19 protein-coding genes and 3 tRNA genes are annotated in these 25,078 nt (G+C 44.9%); 14 read left to right on the top strand and 8 right to left on the bottom strand.

Translation table 11 applies throughout. The features are described from left to right. Positions 1–26: 26 nt before the first annotated feature. Both KFE26_RS05605 and KFE26_RS05610 read right to left on the bottom strand, forming a co-directional pair. The gene (locus tag KFE26_RS05605) at positions 27–2,177 is read right to left on the bottom strand and encodes an MtrB/PioB family decaheme-associated outer membrane protein (RefSeq protein WP_212599879.1); all 2,151 of its coding nucleotides are present in this window, start codon (positions 2,175–2,177) and stop codon (positions 27–29) included. Positions 2,178–2,190: 13 nt separating this feature from the next. Beyond that, positions 2,191–3,150 carry a DmsE family decaheme c-type cytochrome gene (locus KFE26_RS05610; RefSeq protein ID WP_212599880.1) on the bottom strand — a complete coding sequence of 320 codons (960 nt, stop codon included), beginning with the start codon at positions 3,148–3,150 and terminating at the stop codon, positions 2,191–2,193. A 440-nt stretch (positions 3,151–3,590) separates the two neighbouring features. On the opposite strand from KFE26_RS05610, the gene KFE26_RS05615 reads away from it, so the two are divergent. The 3 genes from KFE26_RS05615 (at position 3,591) to glnS (ending at position 8,004) form a co-directional block, all read left to right on the top strand. Next, positions 3,591–3,830, top strand: coding sequence for a ferrous iron transport protein A (locus tag KFE26_RS05615; RefSeq protein ID WP_028760477.1), 240 nt, complete (start codon positions 3,591–3,593; stop codon positions 3,828–3,830). Beyond that, positions 3,823–6,117, top strand: a complete 2,295-nt coding sequence (gene feoB, locus KFE26_RS05620) for a Fe(2+) transporter permease subunit FeoB (protein ID WP_198572190.1) — start codon at positions 3,823–3,825, stop codon at positions 6,115–6,117. Before KFE26_RS05615 ends, feoB begins: the two co-directional genes overlap by 8 nt. A 216-nt stretch (positions 6,118–6,333) precedes the next feature. Next, the gene (glnS, locus tag KFE26_RS05625) at positions 6,334–8,004 is read left to right on the top strand and encodes a glutamine--tRNA ligase (RefSeq protein ID WP_105252941.1); all 1,671 of its coding nucleotides are present in this window, start codon (positions 6,334–6,336) and stop codon (positions 8,002–8,004) included. A gap of 180 nt (positions 8,005–8,184) precedes the next feature. Here the strand turns inward: glnS and KFE26_RS05630 are convergent, their stop codons facing one another. Then, a complete protein-coding gene (locus KFE26_RS05630) occupies positions 8,185–8,781 on the bottom strand; it encodes a Yip1 family protein (protein ID WP_105252940.1) in 597 nt (198 codons plus the stop codon). A gap of 283 nt (positions 8,782–9,064) precedes the next feature. On the opposite strand from KFE26_RS05630, the gene miaE reads away from it, so the two are divergent. Next, positions 9,065–9,835 carry a tRNA isopentenyl-2-thiomethyl-A-37 hydroxylase MiaE gene (gene miaE, locus KFE26_RS05635; RefSeq protein ID WP_212599881.1) on the top strand — a complete coding sequence of 257 codons (771 nt, stop codon included), beginning with the start codon at positions 9,065–9,067 and terminating at the stop codon, positions 9,833–9,835. 167 nt (positions 9,836–10,002) lie between these two features. Here the strand turns inward: miaE and KFE26_RS05640 are convergent, their stop codons facing one another. Beyond that, positions 10,003–10,728, bottom strand: coding sequence for a UDP-2,3-diacylglucosamine diphosphatase (locus tag KFE26_RS05640; RefSeq protein WP_105252938.1), 726 nt, complete (start codon positions 10,726–10,728; stop codon positions 10,003–10,005). An 8-nt stretch (positions 10,729–10,736) separates the two neighbouring features. After that, entirely contained in the window at positions 10,737–11,231 is a 495-nt protein-coding gene (locus tag KFE26_RS05645) for a peptidylprolyl isomerase (RefSeq protein ID WP_105252937.1), read from the bottom strand. 140 nt (positions 11,232–11,371) lie between these two features. Here KFE26_RS05645 and cysS point away from each other — a divergent pair, with 140 nt between their 5' ends. Beyond that, complete coding sequence (cysS, locus tag KFE26_RS05650; RefSeq protein ID WP_212599882.1) at positions 11,372–12,751, top strand: cysteine--tRNA ligase; 1,380 nt, start codon at positions 11,372–11,374, stop codon at positions 12,749–12,751. Positions 12,752–12,927: 176 nt separating this feature from the next. On the opposite strand, the gene folD is transcribed toward cysS, so the two are convergent. Next, the gene (gene folD, locus KFE26_RS05655) at positions 12,928–13,782 is read right to left on the bottom strand and encodes a bifunctional methylenetetrahydrofolate dehydrogenase/methenyltetrahydrofolate cyclohydrolase FolD (RefSeq protein ID WP_212599883.1); all 855 of its coding nucleotides are present in this window, start codon (positions 13,780–13,782) and stop codon (positions 12,928–12,930) included. Positions 13,783–14,146: 364 nt separating this feature from the next. Here folD and KFE26_RS05660 point away from each other — a divergent pair. The 9 genes from KFE26_RS05660 to KFE26_RS05700 all read left to right on the top strand — a co-directional run bounded on the left by KFE26_RS05660 (position 14,147) and on the right by KFE26_RS05700 (position 23,244). Continuing rightward, positions 14,147–14,223 (top strand) — tRNA-Pro (locus KFE26_RS05660). A 117-nt stretch (positions 14,224–14,340) separates the two neighbouring features. Continuing rightward, positions 14,341–14,417 (top strand) — tRNA-Arg (locus KFE26_RS05665). 9 nt (positions 14,418–14,426) lie between these two features. Next, positions 14,427–14,502: transfer RNA gene (locus KFE26_RS05670), tRNA-His, on the top strand. 261 nt (positions 14,503–14,763) lie between these two features. Further along, on the top strand, positions 14,764–16,068 hold the full coding sequence (gene tig / locus KFE26_RS05675; RefSeq protein WP_028760469.1) for a trigger factor: 1,305 nt from the start codon (positions 14,764–14,766) through the stop codon (positions 16,066–16,068). Between the two features lie 89 nt (positions 16,069–16,157). Next, the gene (gene clpP / locus KFE26_RS05680) at positions 16,158–16,766 is read left to right on the top strand and encodes an ATP-dependent Clp endopeptidase proteolytic subunit ClpP (protein ID WP_063883148.1); all 609 of its coding nucleotides are present in this window, start codon (positions 16,158–16,160) and stop codon (positions 16,764–16,766) included. Positions 16,767–16,850: 84 nt separating this feature from the next. Continuing rightward, on the top strand, positions 16,851–18,131 hold the full coding sequence (gene clpX / locus KFE26_RS05685) for an ATP-dependent protease ATP-binding subunit ClpX (RefSeq protein ID WP_028760467.1): 1,281 nt from the start codon (positions 16,851–16,853) through the stop codon (positions 18,129–18,131). A 132-nt stretch (positions 18,132–18,263) separates the two neighbouring features. Next, positions 18,264–20,621 (top strand): endopeptidase La, encoded by a 2,358-nt coding sequence (gene lon / locus KFE26_RS05690; protein WP_105252934.1) that lies wholly within the window; start codon positions 18,264–18,266, stop codon positions 20,619–20,621. Positions 20,622–20,880: 259 nt separating this feature from the next. Next, the gene (gene hupB / locus KFE26_RS05695) at positions 20,881–21,153 is read left to right on the top strand and encodes a nucleoid-associated protein HU-beta (RefSeq protein WP_006081127.1); all 273 of its coding nucleotides are present in this window, start codon (positions 20,881–20,883) and stop codon (positions 21,151–21,153) included. Positions 21,154–21,378: 225 nt separating this feature from the next. After that, the gene (locus tag KFE26_RS05700; RefSeq protein ID WP_212599884.1) at positions 21,379–23,244 is read left to right on the top strand and encodes a SurA N-terminal domain-containing protein; all 1,866 of its coding nucleotides are present in this window, start codon (positions 21,379–21,381) and stop codon (positions 23,242–23,244) included. Positions 23,245–23,437: 193 nt separating this feature from the next. Here KFE26_RS05700 and KFE26_RS05705 read toward each other — a convergent pair whose 3' ends face one another. Both KFE26_RS05705 and fabV read right to left on the bottom strand, forming a co-directional pair. Then, positions 23,438–23,650, bottom strand: a complete 213-nt coding sequence (locus KFE26_RS05705; protein ID WP_006085368.1) for a molybdopterin-binding protein — start codon at positions 23,648–23,650, stop codon at positions 23,438–23,440. 138 nt (positions 23,651–23,788) lie between these two features. Continuing rightward, positions 23,789–24,991, bottom strand: coding sequence for an enoyl-ACP reductase FabV (gene fabV, locus KFE26_RS05710; protein WP_105252933.1), 1,203 nt, complete (start codon positions 24,989–24,991; stop codon positions 23,789–23,791). Positions 24,992–25,078 lie beyond the last annotated feature (87 nt).

Raw genomic sequence — 25,078 nt, forward strand, 5'->3', positions numbered from 1 at the left:
CTTGGAATGCGCTGTCAGTGCCTAAGTTACATTTGGTAGCTTAAGGTCAAGCCTAAATAGTGAGCGTTGTAGTCGTGGCCCATATCACCAAAACTGAGTACGTTGGGAATCGTGTCCCAGCTTGTGCCTTGGTTTTGCCAGTTAGCATCTTGATATTTTTCGAATAACCAATCGACGCGCAGCGATATACTGTCGGCAAACTTATATTTGGCATAGGCATTAAGATTGTGTTTGCGGGCGTAAAAATCGCCATAGGGACTGGTGATGCCGTAGGTCACTTCTGTATCACTCTGTCCATCGGAATAGCTGTAATCCAAACCAATATCGAGGTGATGATCGAACAGGTTTTGATAACTAAGCCCTGCACCAATCAAGGTCGATTTTTCCTCGGCAGTGCTGTACCAATCGGGTGTCGAGAAGGAATTACTGCCCGCTTGGTCTGAATCGCGCCAATCTTGGTTAACAAAGGCGGTTAAATTGAGGTCACTGCTCAGCATATATTGGGCTGACAAGTCGTAACCGAGATAGGACACCTTTGTTAGACCTACTAGGGTATGATGATAGTCGTCATTAATACTGTGTAAGCTGGCACCAAGAGATAGACCAATGTCGCTCTGATAATCCGTGTGTAAGGTGACTTTCTGTCTTTTTCTATCGGCAAGGTAGGATTTACGTAGCCAAGGATTACTTGAACTTTGAGTGGTTGCGACGGGATGATATTCACTGCCATCTCGCTCTAGTGCTTCTCCTTTCAACCAAGCTGACCATGCGGGCGAATAGCGATAACTTAGTTTAGCAAACACGCCAGATTCATCGATGGATTGGCGGTCGAGTTCGGCATAATCGTTTTCATTATGGCTGTAACCCGCTTCGGCATAAGCCGCTGAGGTAAAACGGTATTTGCTTTTAAGTTCGAGTTTTTTGGTGCGCTTATCATAAAGGCTATTTTGGGCTGTGCCTTGATTAATACTGTCGGTGACGATCTGCGGAAAGTCTAATTGAGCCGTTTTATTATCTCTGTCTTGATAGTTGTAACTTGCCTGCATACTTAAATCTTGGTTGATCCGTCCTGAATATTTAAGGTCCATCTCTACAATATCGACTTGGCCATTTAAGGTATCCGCAGGCAGGACGGGCGATGGGCCATTGATGGTGGCAGGAATAAAGGTGTCATCTTGGGTCATGCGGCTAAAGCCTGCGTGCATCAATACATTTTGACCATTTGCCCCCCCAGAGGCTTCTGCGGCAACTCGGTAGGCTTTATTGTCGGGGTCGACCGCATTCTGGCCTAAGTATGCTGCGCCAAAGGTGGGAGTGTAGGCAGATTGCCACAGCATGGCTTGGTGATCATTTTTATATTGGCTGATTTGGCTATTGATGCCAGCTTGCCAGCCTGAACCGTTAAAATAAACTCTCGCATCGACTTCATCAGTACTGTCATCAATCGGTTGGGCTAGCATAACGCTGTTGGTGAGTATATTGGCGCTGGTCTTTTTTGCGCCGCTGCGGTCTTCATGCTGATAGTTTAGCGAGGCTTTGTAGTGACTGTTATTGTCACCTTCAGGTGATATTTTGCCCGCGTAGTAACCACCGATACTAAAGCGATCACGTTGAATACTTAACTCTTGGCTAACAAGGCTGCTTTGTAACATAGGCATAGATTGCGTTGTGCCGCCTGTTATCCAGTTATCGGGCAATAACATTTTATCTTGCACTGAGGTATAGGGGCTTTTGAGTTGATTATGGTTATAGTTTGCTAAGCCTCTATAACCCAAGTTGATTTGATAGTTTCCCGGCCTTCCTGTTGTGAGCTTGGCTGAGCCAGCGTCAAAGCCTAACTTGTCCGCGACCAGCTCGGTTTGATAACCCGTCTGCGTTTTGTACACCATATCCGCACCGACGGCACCAACGAGACCATCATTATCTGTTCCAGTACTGTTACCGAAACGGCTGTCCTCACTATCGTTGTAAGCGAGGCTGGCACTGACATTGCCAATATGCCCTGTCTTAGGTTGGCATTGCTTACAGCTCCATGCCTCTGTCTTTATGCTACTTCGATTCGCTTCTTGCAGCTCATAACCTTCGGCGTGTGCTTGAGTCAAAACACCGCTTATCGCCCAAGCCAGCAAAGTGAGGGAGAAATAAGCGCTAGGGTGAGACATTTTAGCTGTTCGCATGATCATTCCCTTGTTATCTCTGTAGTAATTTGCCAGAAGGATGGTTAGAGCCATGCACTTGTCCATGACAATTCATACAGGAATTACCAGAAGTGAAGGCATTGGTTTGATTGCCAAAATAGGCATTACTGCTATGGCCATCCGAAGCGTGACACTGCTGACACAGTTGTGGCGGTTTGCTGATCAGCATGGCTTCGTTCACGCTGCCGTGGGGATTATGGCAATTAGCGCAGTTGTCGGTGACGGGGGCATGTTCCCACAGTTTAGGGCCGCGTTTTTCGGCATGACAGCTATAGCAATTTTCATTAACACTCATTTGCTTCAAGCTTGAATCGTTTAAACTGCCGTGGGGATTATGGCAGTCACTGCACACCATTTGTTGCCACTGTAATGGATGCGCCGAGCGCTTGTGCATATCGGCTTTTTGTTGGGTATGGCATTGGGTACAAATGGCGACTTCATTGGCTTTATCGCTGATAGGATCTTTTGCGGTATGCACTTGATGGCAGCTGCTACAGGCGACATCGGCGTTATCGTGGTGATTGCCTTTCCATGCGGTACGTGGACTGTCATTGTGGCAACTCATGCAGACACTGTTTTGCTTTTGCGCGGGAACAGGGGAGTTAGCGCCAAAGGTGATCATCGGCTCTTTGCCACCTTTGTTATGATTCCCTAAAGGGCCGTGGCAGGCTTCGCACTGCAAATCGGCCATGGGTGAATCTTTCACATTGGGGTTGCCATGAACCCCCTCAAATATTGCCATCACCACGGCACTTTTTTTGTGGCACATCAGGCAAGTATCAGCGCCTTTAGCGGAATACTTACCTTCGGCGAATTTTTTGTCTAATGCCGCAACAACTTCTTCTGGTTTTTTGTCATCCCAAGGGGTCGCTGAGGCCGAAACGCTTGCGATTGATAACAAAATACATAGCATAGCCTTAGCTATGCTTCTGAACTTTAGCCCTATTACCATGGTTATGTTTTCCCGAGTGCATTTATATTTGTTATTTTTACGCTTTCGATATTGCTAATTTAGCTTATTGAGCTCGGTTAATATTAGAACAAGTGTGTGACACGTGCTTAACATTGCGTGGTCTTTTCACTGTAAAGAAGGATGATTTTACAGGCGATATAGATTAAGTGTGATTTTGATCACACTTACTTCGGGTGGGATTTGTTTACAGCGTTTTGACTTCTGTGCATCGCTTGATAGTCACTAATGCTAAGGTGCGGATTTTTATTTTCGGTTGGTCGTTTATTCATTGGAATTTTTATCACATAATACCCAACACAATTGAAAACTATTATCGTTACCAATCAAAAATCTTGATCTAGGTAAAGTTATTAGTGTCATCGCTCGGTTACAATGGGCGCAGTTTTTCGAGCTGAACCTGTTGCAAGGTGGAATACGTAATGAAGTTAAGCGAACTCAGTCCCGGCGATCGCGGTCTTATTTCTGAAGTGGGGCGTTTGGCGCTGCCACAAACCGTGAAGCGCAAGTTGTTGTCCATGGGGATCACGCCAAATACGCGTTTTTTATTGATCCGATACGCACCTATGGGTTCTGGTCTCGAACTGGATATTCGTGGTAGTAAACTTTGTATGCGCAGAGATTTGGCAGACATCATTGAGGTGGAAAAGACGAATGGCTAAGCAGTTTCATTGCGTCACAGTAGGAAACCCTAACGCGGGTAAATCTACACTCTTTAACGCGCTAACAGGCGCAAATCAGCAAGTGGGTAACTGGTCTGGTGTTACGGTCGAAAAAAAGACTGGTCATTTCACCTTAAACGGTGCTGACGTCTATCTGACAGACTTACCGGGTATTTACGACCTTCTCCCTGCGGGCAATAGTTGCGATTGTTCACTTGATGAGCAAATTGCGCAGCAATACCTTGCCGAGCAACGTGTCGATGGCATTATCAATTTAGTCGATGCCACTAATATCGAACGTCACTTATATCTCACGGCCCAATTGCGTGAACTCGCTATCCCTATGGTGGTGGTGCTGAATAAAATTGATTCGGCTGTCAAACGTGGGATTAAAGTCGATTTAAAGAAAATGAGCCAAGAGCTTGGTTGCCCTGTAATTGGCGTGTGTTCGCGAGATCCTGCCGATGTCGCTAAAGTGCAGGCACAGGTACTCGATTTACTTCAAGGCCGAGTCTCAGAAGCCCCATTAGTGCTTCACTATGATGAACAAATTGAAGCGGGCGTGCAGTTACTTTGCAGCAAAGATGCCCAATTAAGTCGCGGCCGCGCTTTGGCTATGCTAGGTAATGGTTCGGGTTGTGGTAGCTGTAAAAATGCTGAACTGCAGGATGAAGTGAATTCCTGTACTCAGATTATCGCTCAGCAAGGCCATGATATTGAAGTGATGGTGGCGACCACGCGCTTTAATTTCGTTGAACAAGTTTTTCAAGGTTCAGTGAAAGAGTCAGGGTTCCTCACCCTCAGTGACAAATTAGATAAACTCGTTTTACATCCTGTGCTTGGCATTCCTGTGTTCTTGTTTGTGATGTATTTGATGTTTATGTTCAGCATTAATATTGGCAGTGCTTTTATTGATTTCTTTGATGTTTTTGCTGGCGCACTGTTTGTCGAACACTTCGGTTCATTCTTGACGAGCATGGGCTCTCCGGCTTGGTTGGTCACTATCTTAGCGGGCGGTGTCGGCCAAGGCATTCAAACCGTATCAACCTTTATTCCTGTTATTGCGGCGCTTTTCCTCGGTTTGTCGATCCTCGAAAGTTCTGGCTACATGGCGCGCGCTGCATTTGTGGTTGACGGTTTAATGCGTCGTATTGGCCTGCCTGGTAAAGCATTCGTTCCTATGATTGTCGGTTTTGGTTGTTCAGTGCCTGCAATTATGGCGACGCGAACCTTAGGCAGTGAGCGTGAGCGTATTGTGACAGGGATGATGGCACCATTTATGTCCTGTGGTGCACGTCTTCCTGTTTATGCACTATTTGCGGCGGCTTTCTTCCCTGATTCAGGTCAGAATTTAGTCTTCTTGCTGTATATTATTGGTATCTTTGCCGCTATCGGTACGGGTTTATTACTCAGAAGCACTTTATTACCCGGCAGCAGTAGCGCTGTGGTGATGGAGCTGCCAAGTTATGAACTACCTAAGCTGAAAGCTGTTATGGTTCGTACAGGTAAACGCACTAAGAGTTTTATCTTAGGCGCAGGTAAAACGATTGTTCTAGTCGTGACCTTATTGAACTTCATCAATGCTATTGGTGTTGATGGCACATTTGGCCATGAAGATAGCCAAGCATCTTTGCTGAGTGTCGCGAGTCAAAAAATCACGCCTATCTTCTCGCCTATGGGCATAGAGCAGGATAACTGGCCTGCAACCGTCGGTATTATCACGGGTATTTTCGCCAAAGAAGCGGTTGTTGGTACCTTAAACAGTCTATACAGCAGCGCGGCGCCGACAGATGAAGAACTTGCACCATTGAGTGAAAGCTTTAATGCGGCTCTGGCAACGATTCCAGCTAACTTGTTTGGTTTAGATCTTGAAGATCCGCTTAAACTGTCGGTCGGTGATTTAACCAATAAAGAAACCGTTGCTGAAGAACAAGGTGTTGCGACATCGACTTTCGGTGCTTTACAAGCAGGTTTTAGTGGTAAAGTTGCGGCTTTCTCCTATTTGCTGTTTATCTTACTTTATACTCCTTGTGTTGCGGCAATGGGCGCCTTAGTGCATGAGTTTGGTTCTCGGTGGGCGACGTTCGCGGCAACGTGGACTTTCTCACTGGCTTATGGTTCTGCAACGGTAGTTTATCAAGCCGCTACCTTTACGCAGCACCCAGTTCAATCAAGTCTGTGGATTGGTTTCTTCTTGTTTGCATTAGCCGCTTTTTATCTGTGGTTGAAACGTAAGGGTAAAAGAAGCCAGCAGATTATTCCTGGGATCCGCATTATCACCGAGTAAGATTTACTGAGTCAGCATGACTGAATAATAAATGTCAGCTTAGTTAGGTCAAAGATAAAAGCAGCTTTCATGGCTGCTTTTATTGTTTTACTATCGCGGTTATAACCCTAAACAGTCAAAAACCAGAGTTTTTAACCCTAGGCATTGTAACTAGTGGTGATCTGTAGGATCATGCTGGTTTTCTTAAAATTGCCATTGTTCGCAAAGAGGAATTCCATGAGTCATGTGGACACTGAAGTACGTCCGAGTAACTTTATTCGTAATATCATAGATGAAGATTTACAAAGCGGTAAGCACACGAGTGTACAGACTCGTTTCCCGCCGGAACCGAATGGCTATCTTCATATTGGTCATGCTAAATCTATCTGCTTAAATTTTGGGATAGCGCGAGACTATAACGGTCTGTGTAATTTACGTTTTGACGATACTAATCCTGAAAAAGAAGACATTGATTATGTTAATTCTATTCAGGCGGATGTGCGTTGGCTTGGATTCCAGTGGGATGGCGATGTTCGCTATTCATCAAACTATTTTGATCAGTTACATCAATATGCGGTTGAACTGATTAATAAAGGTTTGGCTTATGTGTGTTTTTTGAATGCAGATGAAACCCGTGAATACCGTGGTACGTTAAAAGAGCCAGGTAAAAACAGTCCTTTCCGCGACACATCAGTCGAAGAAAACCTCGCCTTATTCGCTAAGATGCGCGACGGTGGTTTTAAAGAAGGCGAGTGCGCATTGCGTGCCAAAATTGATATGGCATCGCCATTCATGTGTATGCGCGATCCTATCATCTACCGTATTCGTTTTGCCCATCATCATCAAACAGGTGACAAGTGGTGCATTTACCCAATGTACGACTTCACGCACTGTATTTCTGATGCGTTAGAACATATTACCCACTCTTTATGTACATTAGAGTTCCAAGACAACCGTCGTTTATACGATTGGGTGTTGGATAATTTGAACGATTTTCAAGCGCCGAATCGTACTCGTCAATACGAGTTTTCTCGCTTAAATCTCGAATATACCTTGATGTCTAAACGTAAGCTGAACGACCTTGTGACCCGTAAACTCGTGTCAGGTTGGGATGACCCTCGTATGCCAACGATTGCAGGCTTACGTCGCCGTGGTTATACACCAGCGTCAATTCGCGAGTTCTGTCAACGTATCGGCGTGACTAAGCAAGAGAATATGATTGAAGTCGGCATGTTAGATGCGTGTATTCGTGAAGAATTGAACGAACATGCACCGCGTGCGATGGCCGTATTGCGTCCATTGAAAGTTATCATTGAAAACTATGCTGAAGGTGAACTTGAGTACATTCAAGCGGCCGCTCATCCAAATGATGAGAGCATGGGGACGCGTGAATTAGCCTTTGGCCGAGAAATATTGATTGATGTGGCTGACTTTAAAGAAGAAGCCAACAAACAATACAAACGCTTAGTTACAGGTAAAGAAGTGCGTTTACGTAATGCTTATGTGATTAAAGCTGAACGTTGTGACAAAGACAGCGAAGGTAATATCATGACGGTTTACTGTACTTATGATCCTGAAACTTTAGGTAAAAACCCTGCTGATGGCCGTAAAGTTAAAGGCGTGATCCATTGGGTTGAGGCATCTACTGCTAAACCTGCTGAATTCCGTCTCTATCAGCGTTTATTTACCGATCCTAATCCTGCTGCGGCAGAGACTGTGGATGAAGTGTTGAACCCTGAATCATTGATCGTTGTACAAGGTTTTGCAGAAGCAAGCCTAGTGAATGCACCTGCGGAACAAGCCTATCAGTTTGAGCGTGAAGGCTATTTCTGCGCTGACAGCAAAGATTCATCGCCGGATAATTTAGTGTTTAACTTAACCGTAGCGCTGCGTGATTCTTTCGAGTGATTTTGCTTAAGTGGAGCTGTTTGACTGAATGAGTCAAACAGATCTGCTAACTTGCTCAGAGCGTTAATTAAACCCAAAAAAGAAGGCCTTTACGGCCTTCTTTTTTATTTTCTGCTACAAATTCAATTGCGACGCAGAGCTTGAGTTGCTGTTGATTAAATTTGTGATGAATTAAAATGGTTATTGGTACATAGGACCAAAGCCTAAGCTCCATAAAATGACACTAGTTGCCATTAGCCCCACCAAGAGTACTAAGCCTGCAGTCACCATAGAGCTGGCGTAGATAAAACCTTTCTCTTCAGGGATATTCATAATGATAGGCACCCCCGCGTACAGTAAATACACTGAGTAGGCTAAACCAATCAACCCCACTATCATGATAAACCATAGCACTGGATATAATGCGGCTAAACCGACCATAAACAACGGGGTTGCAGTGTAGGATGCGAGCTCTAATGCTTGGGTGTAAGTTGGGTTAGCATCGAAGGTTTTTGCCATCCAATAGGCTAAATAGGCAAGGGCGAATACGCCTGCAATTAGGCCTAAATACATGCCTGCGGACATAAACAGGGCGCTTTGTGGTGTAAGGTAAATAGGATCGCCAGCGCCAGGATTCCAGCCAATGTAAGCTGTAGCAATATAGCTGCACACCGCCGGAATTAAGGCGATAAGTACTACATGGCTTAAGCTACTTTTCAGTGCCTCATGGTTTTTTTCAATTGTTTGCCACTCTTGTTTTGGATGAGTGTATAGCCCCATTAAGTGATTCAGTATCATTATAATTATCCTTGTTCAGCATTGATGAATGGCTCGCCAAACGTCAGACGAGCTGATAACAGCTCTACAATCGAGGTTAAAATAGTGCCCTGTCTCTTTATCCATCGATTGGTTACACATAGAGAAGTGAGAGGCTGTGTGATCAGGATCTCAGTTCTTTAGAGTGTAGATTATTTATTGAACAAAAAGTTCAGCGCGTCAAGTTTACTTAAGCCTAATGCTATAGCTTATGAGTAAATATGCGTAAAATAGCGCGATATTCAGAATGATATTGAGTGAGTCCATGCTGCAACTTCTTGCCCCCATCCACGCATTTCTTCACTGTGAAACACCGCAAACTTGGATTGATGTCGCGATAAAATCAGATTCCTTGGATGAGTTGCTGATCGACCATTGTAACTGTGAGTTAAAAGCCGCTCAGACAGCGATTTTTTTGCTACGAAAATATGCGTTAGATAAAGACAGTGGTCGAACCCTGTTGGCGTGGGCTAAACCCTATGAAGAGTTTATTTATTCGCAAGAGCATGATGTGGTGAGTTTTTTGGCCCGTGATGTGAAAAAGAATGAGCTGGTGGCCGAACTTATACCTAAGACAAACTTTAAGTTTGCCGCGAATTTAGTTTCACCTTTAATCCGCTTGATTAAAGAAGAGTTTCATCATTTTGAACAAGTATTGGATTTAATGCACAAGCGCAGTATTGATTACCGTAATATTCGCGCGGGTCGTTATGCCAAGGGCATGATGAGTCATGTGACAACCCATGAGAAAGATATTTTGCGGGATAAGTTGATTGTAGGGGCATATATTGAGGCTCGCTCGTGCGAGCGCTTCGCTAAACTCGCGCCTTATTTAGACGGTGAGCTGAGTAAGTTTTATGTGTCACTGCTGCGCTCTGAAGCGCGACATTATCAAGATTATCTTGCGTTAGCTCAGTTGGTTTCACCTGAGGATATTAGCGAGCGAGTGAAGTACTTTGGCGAGTTAGAAGCGGAGTTGATTTTGGCGCAGGATGATGAGTTTCGTTTCCACAGTGGGTCGCCTCTATTAAATTAATTTGAACGGTTTTGCTTCCCCAAACGAGTAGAGTTAAGTCCATATAGCTGAAACGATTAACGGTTCTAAAAAACCGTTAATCACAGTATTTTCAAGCTATTAAAGCTAAAAATTTAAGCTATTTAAGCTTAAGTAACGCTAAATGAGGCCTACTTAAGCCAATGCCTTTAGGTCATCATAGGGTCGAAGGGTAAGGACTGTAAATTAATCCCTTCAGCGCTCACACTGAGCACACTGCCTTGTTCATACCAATCGCCAACCACTATACGCTTACAGCCATTGGCAAGTTGATGAATAGCCGGTCTGTGGGTATGACCGTGGATCATATGCTTAGTGTGTGTCTTGGCAAATAACACATCGACCGCATTGGGCTCTACATCCATGATAGTGTAGCTTTTTTGCTTATTGCTGTTCTTGCTCTTACTGCGAATTTTATCAGCAATGCCCTGACGGGTTTTCTTGGATAAACAACCATACAGCCAACGAGACAGCGATAAACTGCGCAGTTTTCGAAAGCGTTGGTAGGCCTTATCTAAAGTACATAAGCTGTCGCCGTGCAAAATTACAGTGTCGACACCGTATAAATTGAGGCGAGTGACTTCGGGTAAAATTTGCATGCCTGCTGCGCGCGCAAATTGTTTGCCTAGCATGAAGTCACGGTTGCCATGGATAAAATACACGGGTAACTTTTGTGATACTTGCTTGAGTTTTTCGGCGATGTCTAGGGCAAAAGGCAAGGCAATATCATCACCAACCCAGACTTCAAACAAATCGCCTAGGATATAAAGGGCGTCAGCATCATCGAGTTCAGTGTCGAGAAAGCGAGTGAACGCTTGGGTGATATCAAGGCGATCTGCACTCAGGTGCAGATCGCCTATAAATAGAGTTCGCATTCGCCGTATTATGCCGCGACGCTGACTTTTTCAATCACAATGGCTTCTAATGGCACATCTTGATGCATACCACGGTTGCCTGTGCTAACGGCTTTGATTTTTTCGATAACATCCATGCCTTCAACGATTTCGCCGAATACGCAGTAGCCCCAGCCCTGTGAGGTTTCTGATTTAAAATCGAGGAAAGTGTTATCGTTCACGTTAATGAAGAACTGCGCAGTAGCTGAATGTGGATCTGAAGTACGCGCCATAGCGACAGTACCAGTACGGTTTGATAAACCGTTATTGGCTTCGTTCTTCACTGGCTCGTTACAACGCTTTTGGCTCATGTCTTCGTTGAAGCCACCACCTTGGATCATGAAACCGTCTATCACACGGTGGAAGATAGTGCCGTCGAAGAAACCTTCGTCAACATATTTCATGAAGTTTGCTACTGTTAACGGCGCTTTTTCAGCGTTCAGTTGCAGTTTAATGTCGCCCAAATTAGTGTGTAATGTGATCATGTTTTCATACTCAGTGTAAATAGTGGCGCGATTCTAACTTATCTCGGATTGCGCGCAAAGTGCAGTATTCAAAACCTGTCAGGCCGTGATAGACTGACTCCTTGATTTTACACCTGAATGTATCATTGAAGAGAATATCGATGTTGAAGATTTACAACAGTATTACCCGCCAAAAACAGGAATTTAAGCCAATTAATCCCGGGAAAATTGGGATGTACGTGTGTGGTGTGACCATATACGATCTCTGTCATATTGGTCATGGCCGTACTTTTGTTTCCTTCGACATGATAGTGCGCTACCTGCGTTACGCGGGTTATGAAGTGAATTTTCAGCGCAATATTACTGATGTTGATGACAAAATCATCAAGCGCGCTAACGAGAATAACGAAAGCTGTGAAGCCTTAACCGAGCGTCTTATTGGTGAAATGCACCAAGACTTCGATGCCTTAAATATGTTGCGCCCCGATTTTGAACCGCGCGCGACCCTTCACATTGCTGAAATCATCGACATGGTTGAGTTATTACTCGCCCGTGGCCATGCCTATGTGGCGAGCGATGGTGATGTGCTTTTCAGTGTGGCCTCATATCCTGATTATGGCCGTTTATCGGGCCAGAATTTAGATCAACTGCAAGCAGGTGCTCGGGTTGAAGTGGACGAAACCAAGCAAAATCCAATGGATTTTGTGTTGTGGAAAATGTCTAAACCTGGCGAGCCAACGTGGGAATCCCCATGGGGACCGGGTCGTCCTGGCTGGCATATCGAATGTTCGGCCATGAACAGCAAACATTTAGGTCTGCATTTTGATATCCATGGCGGCGGCTCTGACTTACAGTTCCCACATCATGAGAATGAAATCGCTCAGTCTTGCTGTGCCCATGACACGCCATACGTCAACTATTGGATGCACACTGGCATGGTGATGGTTGACCGTGAAAAAATGTCTAAGTCCTTAGGCAACTTTTTCACCATTCGTGATGTGCTTGGTCACTATGACGCGGAAACTGTGCGTTATTTCTTATTGTCTGGTCACTATCGTAGCCAACTGAACTATTCAGAAGATAACTTGAAACAAGCGCGTTCAGCCTTAGAGCGTTTGTATACGGCAATTAAAGATGTCGACTTAACTGTCGCTGCGGCGCCTGCAGAAGAGTTTGTCGCGAAATTTAAAGCGGCGATGGATGATGACTTTAATACACCTGAAGCCTATTCCGTTTTATTTGATATGGTGCGTGAGATCAATCGTTTAAAACTGACCGATATGGCACAGGCATCTGCGTTAGCGGTCACCTTGAAGCAATTAGCGGATGTGTTAGGTCTATTAAGCCAAGAGCCAGAGGCCTTCTTTCAAGGCGGCGGTAGTGACGATGAAGTGGCCGAAATCGAAGCCTTAATCGTTGAGCGTAACCGTGCTCGTACCGAAAAGGATTGGGCTGCTGCGGATGTGGCGCGTAATCGTTTAGATATTTTGGGCGTTGTGCTTGAAGATGGTCCAAGTGGCACCACTTGGCGTAAGAAATAAGCTTATTCGCTATATTTTTAATTCAAGAAAATCTTCAGTAAATAAAAAACCTGCATCATGCAGGTTTTTTTATGCTTGCTAGAACCTAGAACCTAGAACCTAGAACCTAGAACCTAGAACCTAGAACCTAGAACCTAGAACCTAGAACCTAGAACCTAGAACCTAGAACCTAGAACCTAGTCATGATACTGCTCGGCGGCATATAAGGTGTTTTCTAATAGGCTTGCAATTGTCATCGGGCCAACACCGCCGGGGACTGGAGTGATAAAGCTGGCATTTTGCGCAGCAATGTCATATTGCACATCGCCGACTAAGGTGCCGTTATCTAAACGGTTAATTCCCACATCTATTACAATCGCGCCGGGCTTGATCCACTCACCAGGAATAAAGCCAGGTTTACCCACCGCAACGACCACGAGATCTGCCTGACGGATTTTTTGCTCGAGATTCTTAGTGAAGCGGTGGCAAGTAGTGGTGGTGCAGCCAGCAAGCAGCAACTCTAAGGTCATTGGGCGGCCGACAATATTTGATGCGCCAACCACAACAGCATCTAAACCATAGGTATCAACGCCGGTGGATTTGATGAGTGTCATTATGCCCATTGGGGTGCAAGAGCGCAGCACCGGAATACGCTGGGCTAAACGGCCGACGTTGTACGGGTGAAATCCATCGACGTCTTTATCTGGGCGGATACGCTCGATGACTTTTGAGTCTTCGATATGTGCGGGTAATGGCAGTTGCACTAAGATGCCATCAATTGTCGGATCATCATTAAGACTATCAATCAGGTTGAGTAATTGATCTTCAGTGCAGTTTGTTTCTAAATCGTATGAACGAGAAATAAATCCAACTTCTTCACAAGCCTTACGTTTACTGCCAACATAAACTTGTGATGCCGGATCGGCTCCCACTAATATTACGGCTAAACCCGGTACGCGTTGTCCAGCCTCTTTGCGGGCGGTGACTTTTTCGCTGAGCTTAGTGCGGATGGATTGAGCAATCGCCTTGCCGTCGATTATTTGGGCTGTCATGGGTGTAGGATATCCTTTATATGGGCGATGGTGAAAACAGTAGTTAACACAGAGATTGGCAATCGTGGCTATTTTAACAGGGCACAGCTACTGTGTCATGGTTAAAGCCGTTGCCAAGTGGATAAAAAAAACCAGATTAGCCTGATAATTCAGCACCTAGAGTCGAATGATAAAAAAATCGTTGACGGGTGTAAAGTGAGGGGATAAGATGCGCTCCGTTCTCAGGCAGATGTGTTCATCTTGCGCTGAAACTGTCATGTAAGACCTTAGGTAATTAACGCAGTCCGATAGTGCATCCAGATTTTGGATGAGAGCGGACCAGAGGGAACCCTCTGAGTTGATACCAAGTAAAATGTAAGACCTTCGGTGATTAGCGCAGTCCGGTAGCGCATCTGGTTTGGGACCAGAGGGTCAGAGGTTCGAATCCTCTATCACCGACCACTTTATTGTCATTTGCTTCGATGAATTCAAAGATAATTTGGACTCAAATAGGCGAGTGATAGGGTTAGCATAGATGCTTTCCAAATCGGTTAGGATACAGAAAATTCTGTAAACCATGCGCCCGTAGCTCAGTTGGATAGAGCACCCGCCTTCTAAGCGGGTGGTCGCAGGTTCGAATCCTGCCGGGCGTACCAGTTTCAGTGGTGATTGTAGCTCAGTTGGTAGAGTCCCGGATTGTGATTCCGGTTGTCGTGGGTTCGAGCCCCATCAGTCACCCCATTTTTAGTACTTTGAGTACAAATTAAAAAAAGCGACCTTGTGTCGCTTTTTTTATACCCCAGATTCGGCTGTTGAGGCTCGACTCTGCAGAAAACGGTGGCTATAATGTCGCGTCTTGATAGATATCAACTATGAGCGACCTGTGCCTAAAGCCAGTTGTGGTGGGCATTGTAGTCAAATTTAATGATCAAGAAACGAATACCTGAATAGTTGATGAATCGGCTATTACAAAGGACGTTAGACAAATTTCGAGGTAAAACAATGCAAGTTTCTGTTGAAGCAACCCAAGGCCTAGAGCGTCGCCTGACCATTTCTGTTCCTGCTGAACAAATTGAAAAGCTGGTTAAAGACAGTTTACAACGTGAAGCTAAGCGTGCTCGTATCCCAGGTTTCCGTCCTGGTAAAGTGCCTGTTACTGTTATAAACAAACGTTACGGCGCAGCGATTCGTCAAGACATCATGGGTGAAGTGATGCAACGTAACTTCATCGAAGCAATTATTGCTGAGAAGTTAAACCCAGCGGGTGCACCGACTTTTGTTCCTGGTTCTACTGATGGCGAAAAATTCGAATTTATCGCTACCTTTGAAATCTATCCAGAAGTTGAGCTGAAAGGCTTAGATGCAATCGAAGTAGAACAACCAAAAGCTGAAGTGACTGACGCTGACGTTGACACTATGATTGAAACCTTACGTAAACAACACGCGACTTTCGCTGCTGTTGAGCGTGAAGCTGCTGATGGCGACAAAGTGAAAATGAACTTTGTTGGCTCAGTTGACGGTGAAGAATTTGAAGGCGGCAAAGCTGATGATTTCGAACTGCAATTAGGTAGCGGCCGTATGATCCCTGGTTTTGAAGCAGGTATCTTAGGTCACAAAGCGGGCGAAGAATTTGTTATCGACGTGAACTTCCCTGAAGAATATCACGCTGAAAACCTGAAAGGTAAAGCGGCTAAGTTTGCGATTACGCTGACAGAAGTGCAAGCGGCTAACCTGCCAGAAGTAAACGATGAGTTTGCTGCTCTGTTTGGTATCAGCGAAGGTGGCTTAGAAGCCCTTAAAACTGAAATCCGTAAAAACATGAACCGTGAACTTGAGCAAGCGTTAAAAGCTAACGTGAAAGAGCAAGTGATCAATGGTCTGTTAGCTAACAACGATATCACTTTGCCAAAAGCATTGATCGATGGCGAAGTTAACGTTTTGCGTCAACAAGCCATGCAACGTTTTGGCGGCCAATCGGCTAACATGCCAGAACTGCCAGCTGAATTGTTCACTGAACAAGCTGCACGTCGTGTTAAAATCGGTCTGCTATTAGGCGAAGTCATCAAGACTAACGAACTGAAAGCGGAAGATGAACGCGTACAAGGCTTGATCGCTTCTATGGCTTCAGCCTACGAAGATCCAAGTGAAGTGGTTGCTTATTACAACAGCAACAAAGAGCTGATGCAAAACATGCGCAACGTTGCTTTAGAAGAGCAAGCGGTTGAAGCACTGTTGAAATCTGCCAAAGTGACCGAAAAACAAGTCGCTTTTGAAGAATTTATGAACAAGGCTACCGGTCGCGCATAAGCTAAGCTTGACTTGATTAGCTGTTCGCCATTTATAATGGCTCGTATGAGGCTCCTCATGCGAGCCATTTTTATTTAGGGAAGTGAATAATGCATAATGCGTCAGACATACAAAGTGCTTTAGTGCCTATGGTGATCGAACAGACTGCTAAGGGTGAACGCTCATACGATATTTATTCTCGTTTGTTGAAAGAGCGGATTATCTTTTTGGTAGGTCAAGTTGAAGAACACATGGCAAACCTTATCGTGGCGCAACTATTATTCTTAGAATCAGAAAGCCCAGATAAAGATATCTTTTTATACATTAACTCTCCTGGTGGCTCTGTCACCGCAGGCATGGCGATTTATGATACCATGCAGTTTATCAAACCGAATGTTAGCACTGTCTGTATCGGCCAAGCCGCTAGTATGGGCGCTTTCTTGTTAGCCGGTGGTGAGAAGGGTAAGCGTCACTGTTTACCAAACTCTCGCGTGATGATCCATCAACCGCTGGGTGGTTTCCAAGGTCAAGCATCAGATATTGCTATTCATGCCAAAGAAATCTTAGGCATTAAAAATAAGCTTAACCTAATGCTCGCTGAACACACAGGTCAACCGCTCGAAGTGATTGAACGCGATACCGATCGTGACAACTTCATGAGTGCAACTCAAGCCGTCGAATATGGCTTAGTTGACTCTGTGATGACGAAACGCGGCTGATTTTTGCTTTTGACTGAGCTATGCTTTGTAAAAGTTAAGCAAATTTAAGACAGGCAGTAGAGCAGACTGCAAATGAGGTAATTAATGGGCGACAACAAAAATAATGGTGACAGCGGTAAATTGCTGTACTGCTCTTTTTGCGGAAAGAGCCAGCATGAAGTCAGAAAACTCATTGCTGGCCCATCAGTGTATGTATGCGACGAATGTGTTGAGTTATGTAACGACATCATTCGTGAAGAGATTAAAGAAATCTCTCCAAAGCGTGATAGCGATAAATTACCGACACCACATGAGTTGCGTGCACATTTAGACGATTATGTTATTGGCCAAGACAGAGCGAAAAAAGTGCTTTCTGTGGCAGTGTATAACCACTATAAGCGTTTAAAAAATGCATCGCCTAAAGATGGTATCGAGCTGGGCAAGAGTAATATTTTGCTTATCGGTCCAACGGGTAGCGGTAAAACCCTACTGGCTGAAACCCTTGCGCGCTCACTCAATGTGCCTTTCACTATGGCAGATGCTACTACGCTGACTGAAGCGGGTTATGTGGGTGAAGACGTTGAAAACATCATTCAAAAGTTGCTGCAAAAGTGCGACTATGATGTTGAGAAGGCGCAGCGTGGTATCGTTTATATCGATGAAATCGATAAAATTAGCCGTAAGTCAGACAATCCATCAATCACCCGTGACGTATCGGGTGAGGGTGTACAGCAAGCACTGCTTAAGCTGATTGAAGGTACTGTTGCCGCGGTTCCACCACAAGGTGGCCGTAAGCATCCACAGCAAGAATTCTTACAAGTCGATACTTCTAAGATCCTGTTTATCTGTGGTGGTGCGTTTGCAGGGCTTGAGAAAGTGATTGAGCAACGTGCGCACGTTGGCTCGGGTATTGGTTTTGGTGCACAGGTGAAAGGCGAGAAAGAGAAAGCGACGATCTCTGAAACGTTATCACAAGTAGAACCTGGCGATTTAGTCAAATACGGTTTAATCCCTGAGTTTATTGGTCGTCTGCCAGTGGTTGCGACTCTGACTGAGCTGGATGAAGAAGCTTTAGTACAAATTCTATCTCAACCTAAAAATGCCCTAACTAAGCAATACAGTGCGTTATTTGAGATGGAAGGGGTTGAGCTTGAGTTCCGCGAAGATGCGCTTAAAGCGATTGCTCACAAAGCCATGTCTCGCAAGACAGGTGCCCGTGGTCTACGCTCCATCGTTGAAAGTATTCTGCTTGATACTATGTACGATATCCCATCCGTTGACGGTGTGGTGAAGGCCGTTGTGGATGAATCAGTCGTGAAAGGGGAATCTGCCCCAATCTTGATTTACGAGCACAATGAGGCACAAGTGGCATCAGGCGAACAATAATTGTACTGATCGCTAATAAACTGAAAAACAAGGAGTCCAATGGACTCCTTTTTTCGTATTAGCCATTGAAACTCCATAAAGCGTCCCAATATACTCCAGTATTAATCCATTTCACCAAAACGGAATCGAACTATGACCCAAGAGCGTGAAGCGCATATCGAACTCCCCGTGCTGCCACTGCGAGATGTGGTGGTCTATCCCCATATGGTAATTCCGTTATTTGTCGGACGAGAAAAATCTATTCGATGTCTCGAAACGGCAATGGCGCAGGATAAGCAAATTATTTTAGTGGCGCAGCGTGATGCCGAGCTCGATGAACCATCAAAAGATGACATCTTCGAAGTGGGTACGGTTGCCTCTATTTTACAGTTACTTAAGCTGCCAGACGGTACAGTCAAAGTGCTGGTTGAAGGCGGTCGTCGCGCCCGTATTACCCGTTATACCCAAGAAACAGAATTTTTTGTGGCTAAGGCTGAGTATCTGGAATCAGAACCGCTGGAAGACAAAGAAGAAGAAGTGTTAGTGCGCAGTGCTATTGGTCAGTTTGAAGGTTATATCAAGCTGAACAAAAAGATCCCGCCAGAAGTCTTGACCTCTTTATCGGGTATCGATGAAGCGGCGCGTCTGGCCGATACTATGGCCGCACACATGCCACTTAAGCTTGAAGATAAGCAATCTGTGCTTGAGATGGTCAACGTCGGCGAACGTCTGGAATATCTAATGGCGATGATGGAATCGGAGATCGACCTATTACAGGTTGAGAAACGTATCCGGACTCGCGTTAAAAAACAGATGGAAAAGAGTCAGCGTGAGTACTATCTGAACGAACAGATGAAAGCCATCCAGAAAGAACTGGGTGACTTAGATGAAGGCCATGACGAATTTGAAGCCTTAAATCGTAAGATTGAAGAGGCTAACATGCCCGCTGAGGCGAAAGAGAAAGCCCTCGCCGAGCTTAACAAGTTACGCATGATGTCACCAATGTCGGCTGAAGCGACGGTTGTTCGCAGTTATGTCGATTGGATGACGGCTGTGCCTTGGAGCCAACGCTCTAAAATCAAACGTGATTTAGCCAAAGCTCAAGAAGTACTCGACACCGATCATTTTGGCCTTGAAAAAGTCAAAGAACGTATCTTGGAATATTTGGCAGTCCAAAGCCGAGTGCGTCAGCTTAAAGGGCCAATCCTGTGTTTAGTGGGGCCACCAGGTGTGGGTAAAACCTCGCTAGGTCAATCGATCGCTAAGGCGACCGGTCGTAAGTATGTGCGTGTTGCCCTCGGTGGTGTGCGTGATGAAGCGGAAATCCGTGGTCATCGCCGTACTTACATTGGGTCTATGCCAGGTAAAGTCATTCAAAAGATGGCTAAAGTCGGCGTGAAAAACCCGTTATTCTTGCTCGATGAAATCGACAAGATGAGTTCTGATATGCGCGGCGATCCGGCTTCTGCTTTATTAGAAGTGTTAGATCCTGAGCAAAATGCGACCTTTAACGATCATTACCTCGAAGTCGATTATGACCTATCCGATGTGATGTTTGTTGCAACGTCTAACTCCATGGATATTCCTGGGCCACTACTTGACCGTATGGAAGTCATTCGTTTATCGGGTTACACCGAAGACGAGAAGCTGAATATTGCTAAGCAACATTTACTGAATAAGCAAATCGAGCGCAATGGTTTAAAAGCTACTGAAATTAAAGTCGATGATAGTGCTATCGTTGGCATTATCCGTTATTACACCCGTGAAGCGGGTGTGCGTTCACTCGAGCGTGAATTGTCTAAGATTTGCCGTAAAGTCGTGAAAATGATTTTGCTCGATAAGTCGGTAAAGTCTGTGACTGTCAACCAAGAGAATCTTAAGTCTTTCCTTGGCGTGCAGCGCTTTGATTACGGCAAAGCCGAGTCTAAGAACCAAATCGGTCAAGTGACTGGCTTAGCTTGGACTCAGGTGGGCGGTGACTTACTGACGATTGAAGCAACCTCAGTGCCAGGTAAAGGGAAGTTAACCTATACCGGTTCCCTTGGCGACGTGATGCAAGAGTCGATTCAAGCAGCGATGACAGTTGTTCGCGCCCGTGCGGAACAATTAGGTATCAATGCGGATTTCTACGAGAAGCGTGATATCCACGTGCATGTGCCAGAAGGTGCGACACCCAAAGATGGTCCATCTGCTGGTGCGGCTATGTGTACCGCGTTAGTATCAAGCTTAACGGGTAACCCCGTGCGTGCTGATGTGGCCATGACAGGTGAAATAACCTTACGTGGTGAAGTGTTACCTATCGGTGGTTTGAAAGAAAAACTGCTAGCAGCACACCGCGGCGGCATAAAATTGGTGCTTATTCCAAAAGAAAATGAGCGTGATTTGGAAGAAATTCCTGCCAATGTGATTGCCGATTTAGAAATTCGTCCCGTGCGTTGGGTCGATGAAGTGTTAAAACTGGCCCTAGAAAGACCAGTGGAAGGCTTCGAAGTGGTTAAAAACTTGGCATAACGCAAGAAATTGCGCTATCACGTTAAAAAAAATGAAAAAAGGGGCTTAACAAAGCGCAGACCTGTGGTAGCCTAGGTCTGTGGAGAGCCAGCTGCTCCAAGCCCTTGGCGCAACTGGCTTTGAGCTGTATCCAGTTTTAATTCTTTGGTTTTCGAACTCAGCTTGAACTTTGAATTCAAGCTTGTTATAAAAGCCTCCGCAGACCGCTCTAGAGACGGATTTGGTTGCGGCGCAAAAAAATTACATTCAAGGGGATGACATGAACAAATCTGAACTAATCGAGAAAATCGCATCTGGTGCTGACATTTCTAAAGCCGCTGCTGGCCGAGCACTGGATTCTTTTATCGCTGCTGTGACCGAAGGTCTGAAAGAAGGTGATAAAATTTCTCTTGTTGGTTTTGGTACTTTTGAAGTGCGTGAACGCGCTGAGCGTACTGGTCGCAACCCACAAACGGGTGAAGAAATCAAAATCGCAGCAGCTAAAATTCCTGCATTCAAAGCTGGTAAAGCACTGAAAGACGCTGTTAATTAATCATTAATATCGTAGCCTTTGTAAGGCGTTCGTAATGACAAGCACTGTTTATCAGTGCTTTTTACGAATTGAAAGTAATGGAATATGAAGCTTAATTTCTACCATTACTCGGGGTTTTAGAATTTACCAGTGGTAGCGTCTGAATATTCCCCATAAATTACAGAAAGGCGCATCTCAACCTGATGCGCCTTTTTATTTTGTTAATCGCAACAAGCGAGAAATCTGATGTTAGAAAAGATCCGCGATGGTTCGCAAGGCGTGATTGCTAAAGGCATTCTCGTACTTGTGATTTTATCTTTTGCATTTGCAGGAGTCAGTAGTTACTTAGGTTCAACAACTGATGTGCCTGCGGCAGAAGTGAACGGTGACAAGATCACTAAAGCCGAGCTAGAGCAGGCGTACCAGAGCGAGCGCTCTCGCATGGAGCAACAGCTAGGTGAAATGTTTGCTGCGTTATCCGCTGACGAAAAATACTTACAAAGCATTAAGCAGAGCGTATTAGAACGCTTAGTGGCTGACAAGTTGATAGATCAAGCTGCTAAGGCTATGGGTCTACGTGTATCTGACGAGCAAATTATTGCTGCAATGAGAGCTGAACCGGCATTTCAAACTGATGGCAAATTTGATAACGATCGTTATCAGGCGATTCTGCGTCAGTTAGGTTATCAGCCACAGACTTTCAGAGACATGATGCGTGTCGATATGACCCGTCGTCAGTTAACTGCGGCCCTTGTGGGTACTGAATTCGTGTTACCTGGTGAAGCTAAGCAATTGGCTGAGTTACAAGGCCAAACCCGTGATGTGCGCTATGTTATTGTCGATTCTGCACCATTCTTAGCGACAGCGGTTGTGACTGACGAGCAAGTGAAAAACTATTACGACGCAAACCAAGGGCAGTTTATGAGCCCTGAGATGGTGAGCTTAGAATATGTTGAACTGAATGCTGCTGATTTTGCTAAAAATAATCCAGTTTCTGATGATGAAGCACAAACGTATTACGAAGAACATAAAGCACAATATGTTTCTAACGAGAAGCGTCTTGCCGCGCATATTTTGGTTATGCCAGGTAACGATGAAGCGGCAGCAAAAGCCAAGGCTGAAGATCTCGCTAAGCAATTAGATAGCGGTGCCGATTTTGCTGATCTGGCTAAAGCTAACTCTGATGATACTTTGAGTGCAGAGCAGGGCGGTAAACTGGATTGGTTTGAACCTGGTGTAATGGACCCCGCATTTGATGCCGCTTTATTTGCATTAAATAAAGGCCAACATTCTGCGGTGGTTAAAACAGACTTTGGTTTCCACATTATCAAGCTATTAGATGTGCAATCTGGCGCGACTGTACCGTTTGCTGATGTGAAAGCTAAGATAGTGGCTCAATTGCAAGATAAGAAAGCGGTTGACCAGTTCTATAGCTTACAAAGTAAATTAGCGGATACCAGCTATGAAGTGCCAGATACACTATCTGAAACCGCAAAAGCTGTTGGCGTTGATGTTAAGACTACAGCACTGTTTTCTCGCGATAACGCACCTGCTGAGCTAAACAAGCCTGACTTAGTTAAAGCAGCCTTCTCTGAAACTGTGATGCTGAAAGGTTTAAATAGTGAAGTGATTGAGCTTGAACCTAACCATGTGGTTGTTATCCGAGTGAAAGAACATCACGATGCGGGTACTTTGGCCTTAGCTGAAGTGAAAGCCAACATCACTGAGCGCTTGAAGCAAGATCAAGCAAACGAAGCCGCCCGTGCAAAAGCACAGGAACTGATGGCACAAGTTAAAGCAGGTGCAACTGATCTTGGTTTAGTGTCTAAAGCGAAACTAGGCCGTGGCGCGCAAGACGTTGATGCTGCGATTGTAGGCAAAGTGTTCCAAATGCCAACACCAAGTACAACTCCTGTTGTCGATACCGTTGGTTTAGCAAACGGTTATGCTGTGGTTGCACTGGATAAAGTCAACGCTGCAGAAGGTGTGAGTGATGAGCTAGTTAATGCACTTAAACAACGTCTGAACGCACAATACAGTGAAGCAGACTACCGTGGTTTGATCGATTCGCTTAAAGCCAATGCCAAGGTGCTTTACCCTGTAGAAGAATAATTTCAGTGAGGATAGTGAGTTATTAAATTTACTATCCGACTGATTAAATAGAAAAGGTCAAGTGAGTTCACTTGGCCTTTTTGTTTTTTAATTCGATAAAGTTTACCAATGAAGTTCGAAGGATATCCACTATCGCAACACTGTCAGACTCTATATTCCATTACTTCAATCGCCACGTTACTGAATTGAATGGTTAATCATCAACGCCAATCATTACGCTGCTGGCTTTGATGAGGGCATAAGCCGAATCACCCACTTTGAGCCCTAGGCGCTCACAGGAAGCTTTAGTCACCACAGAGGTCAGTACGACACCGGGTGCAAGTTCTATTGTCACTTCATTGTTTACAGCGCCCATTTCTATGGATTTGATTGTACCGCTGAGGGTGTTTCTTGCGCTAATTTTCATTGATTTTCCTTATTGAGGGATTATTAGGGGTCAACTGCAGCTAGTGTAGCGCATCTTAATCTGGGAGTTATAAATAAAAACGCCACTAAAAAGTGGCGTTTAACGTTTGTGATAAGCAGTGATTCGCTATCGAGTTGATTAGAGTTCGATAACGTCAAATTCAACGTATGGGTTAACGTCGGCATCGTAATCAATGCCTTCGATACCAAAACCAAATAACTTAATAAATTCAGCTTTGTATTCACGGTAATCAGTCAATTCTGATAAGTTTTCTGTGGTCACTTGTGGCCACAAATTACGGCAGTGTTGCTGAATATCTTCACGCAGTTCCCAGTCATCTAAACGTAAGCGATTATCACTGTCGGTCTCAGGTTTTGCACCATCGGCACGGAATAGACGCTCACTGAATAAGCGATAGATTTGCTCCATACAACCTTCATGGAGACCTTCCTGACGCATTTTCTTGAATACCATAGCGATATATAAAGGCATGACAGGAATGGCCGAACTCGCTTGAGTCACAACGCTCTTTAGCACTGCAACATTTGCGCTGCCGCCAGTGGCTGACAGTTGTTCATTTAACGCTTTTGCTGCGCGGTCCAGATCCATCTTGGCCTTGCCAAGGGCGCCGTGCCAGTAAATTGGCCACGTCAGTTCTGTACCTATATAGCTATAGGCTACGGTTTTGCAGTTATCGGCTAATACACCGGCTTCAGATAAGGCTTTAATCCACAGTTCCCAATCTTCGCCGCCCATAACGGTGACAGTATCGGCAATTTCTTGCTCAGTTGCTGGCTCAACGGTGGCTTCAATGATGCAGTCTTTATTGGTATCAACGGCAGTCGCTGTGTAAGTTTCGCCAATGGGTTTTAAAGCTGATCGGATAAGCTCACCTGAATCAGGGAGTTTGCGCACTGGTGATGCTAGTGAGTAAACAACCATGTCAATTTCACCAAGATCTTGCTTGATAAGCTCGATGACTTTTTGTTTAGCTTCATGGCTAAAGGCATCGCCGTTAATGCTTTTAGAATATAAACCTTCCGCTTTAGCAAATTTGTCGAAAGCGGCAGAGTTGTACCAACCTGCAGTACCTGGTTTCGCTTCAGTACCTGGCTTTTCGAAGAACACGCCAATCGTTGCGGCATCGCTACCAAAAGCGGCTGCGATACGTGAAGACAGACCATAGCCACTTGATGAACCGACTACTAATACCTTTTTCGGGCCGTTAGCGATCTTGCCTTTTGCTTTAGTTAAGGTGATTTGTTCTTGAACGTTTACTTCACAACCGACAGGGTGTGTAGTGGTACAAATGAATCCACGAATTTTTGGTTTGATAATCATGTTTAAGCTTCTTCTATCAAAATGACCAATAGGATAAATATTTCGGCGGGTAAATGGCACCTATTTTTAGCCAATTCACCAGATTAT

The sequence above is a fragment of the Shewanella sp. M16 genome, assembly GCF_018224605.1.
In the GTDB taxonomy this organism is placed as follows: domain Bacteria; phylum Pseudomonadota; class Gammaproteobacteria; order Enterobacterales; family Shewanellaceae; genus Shewanella; species Shewanella oncorhynchi.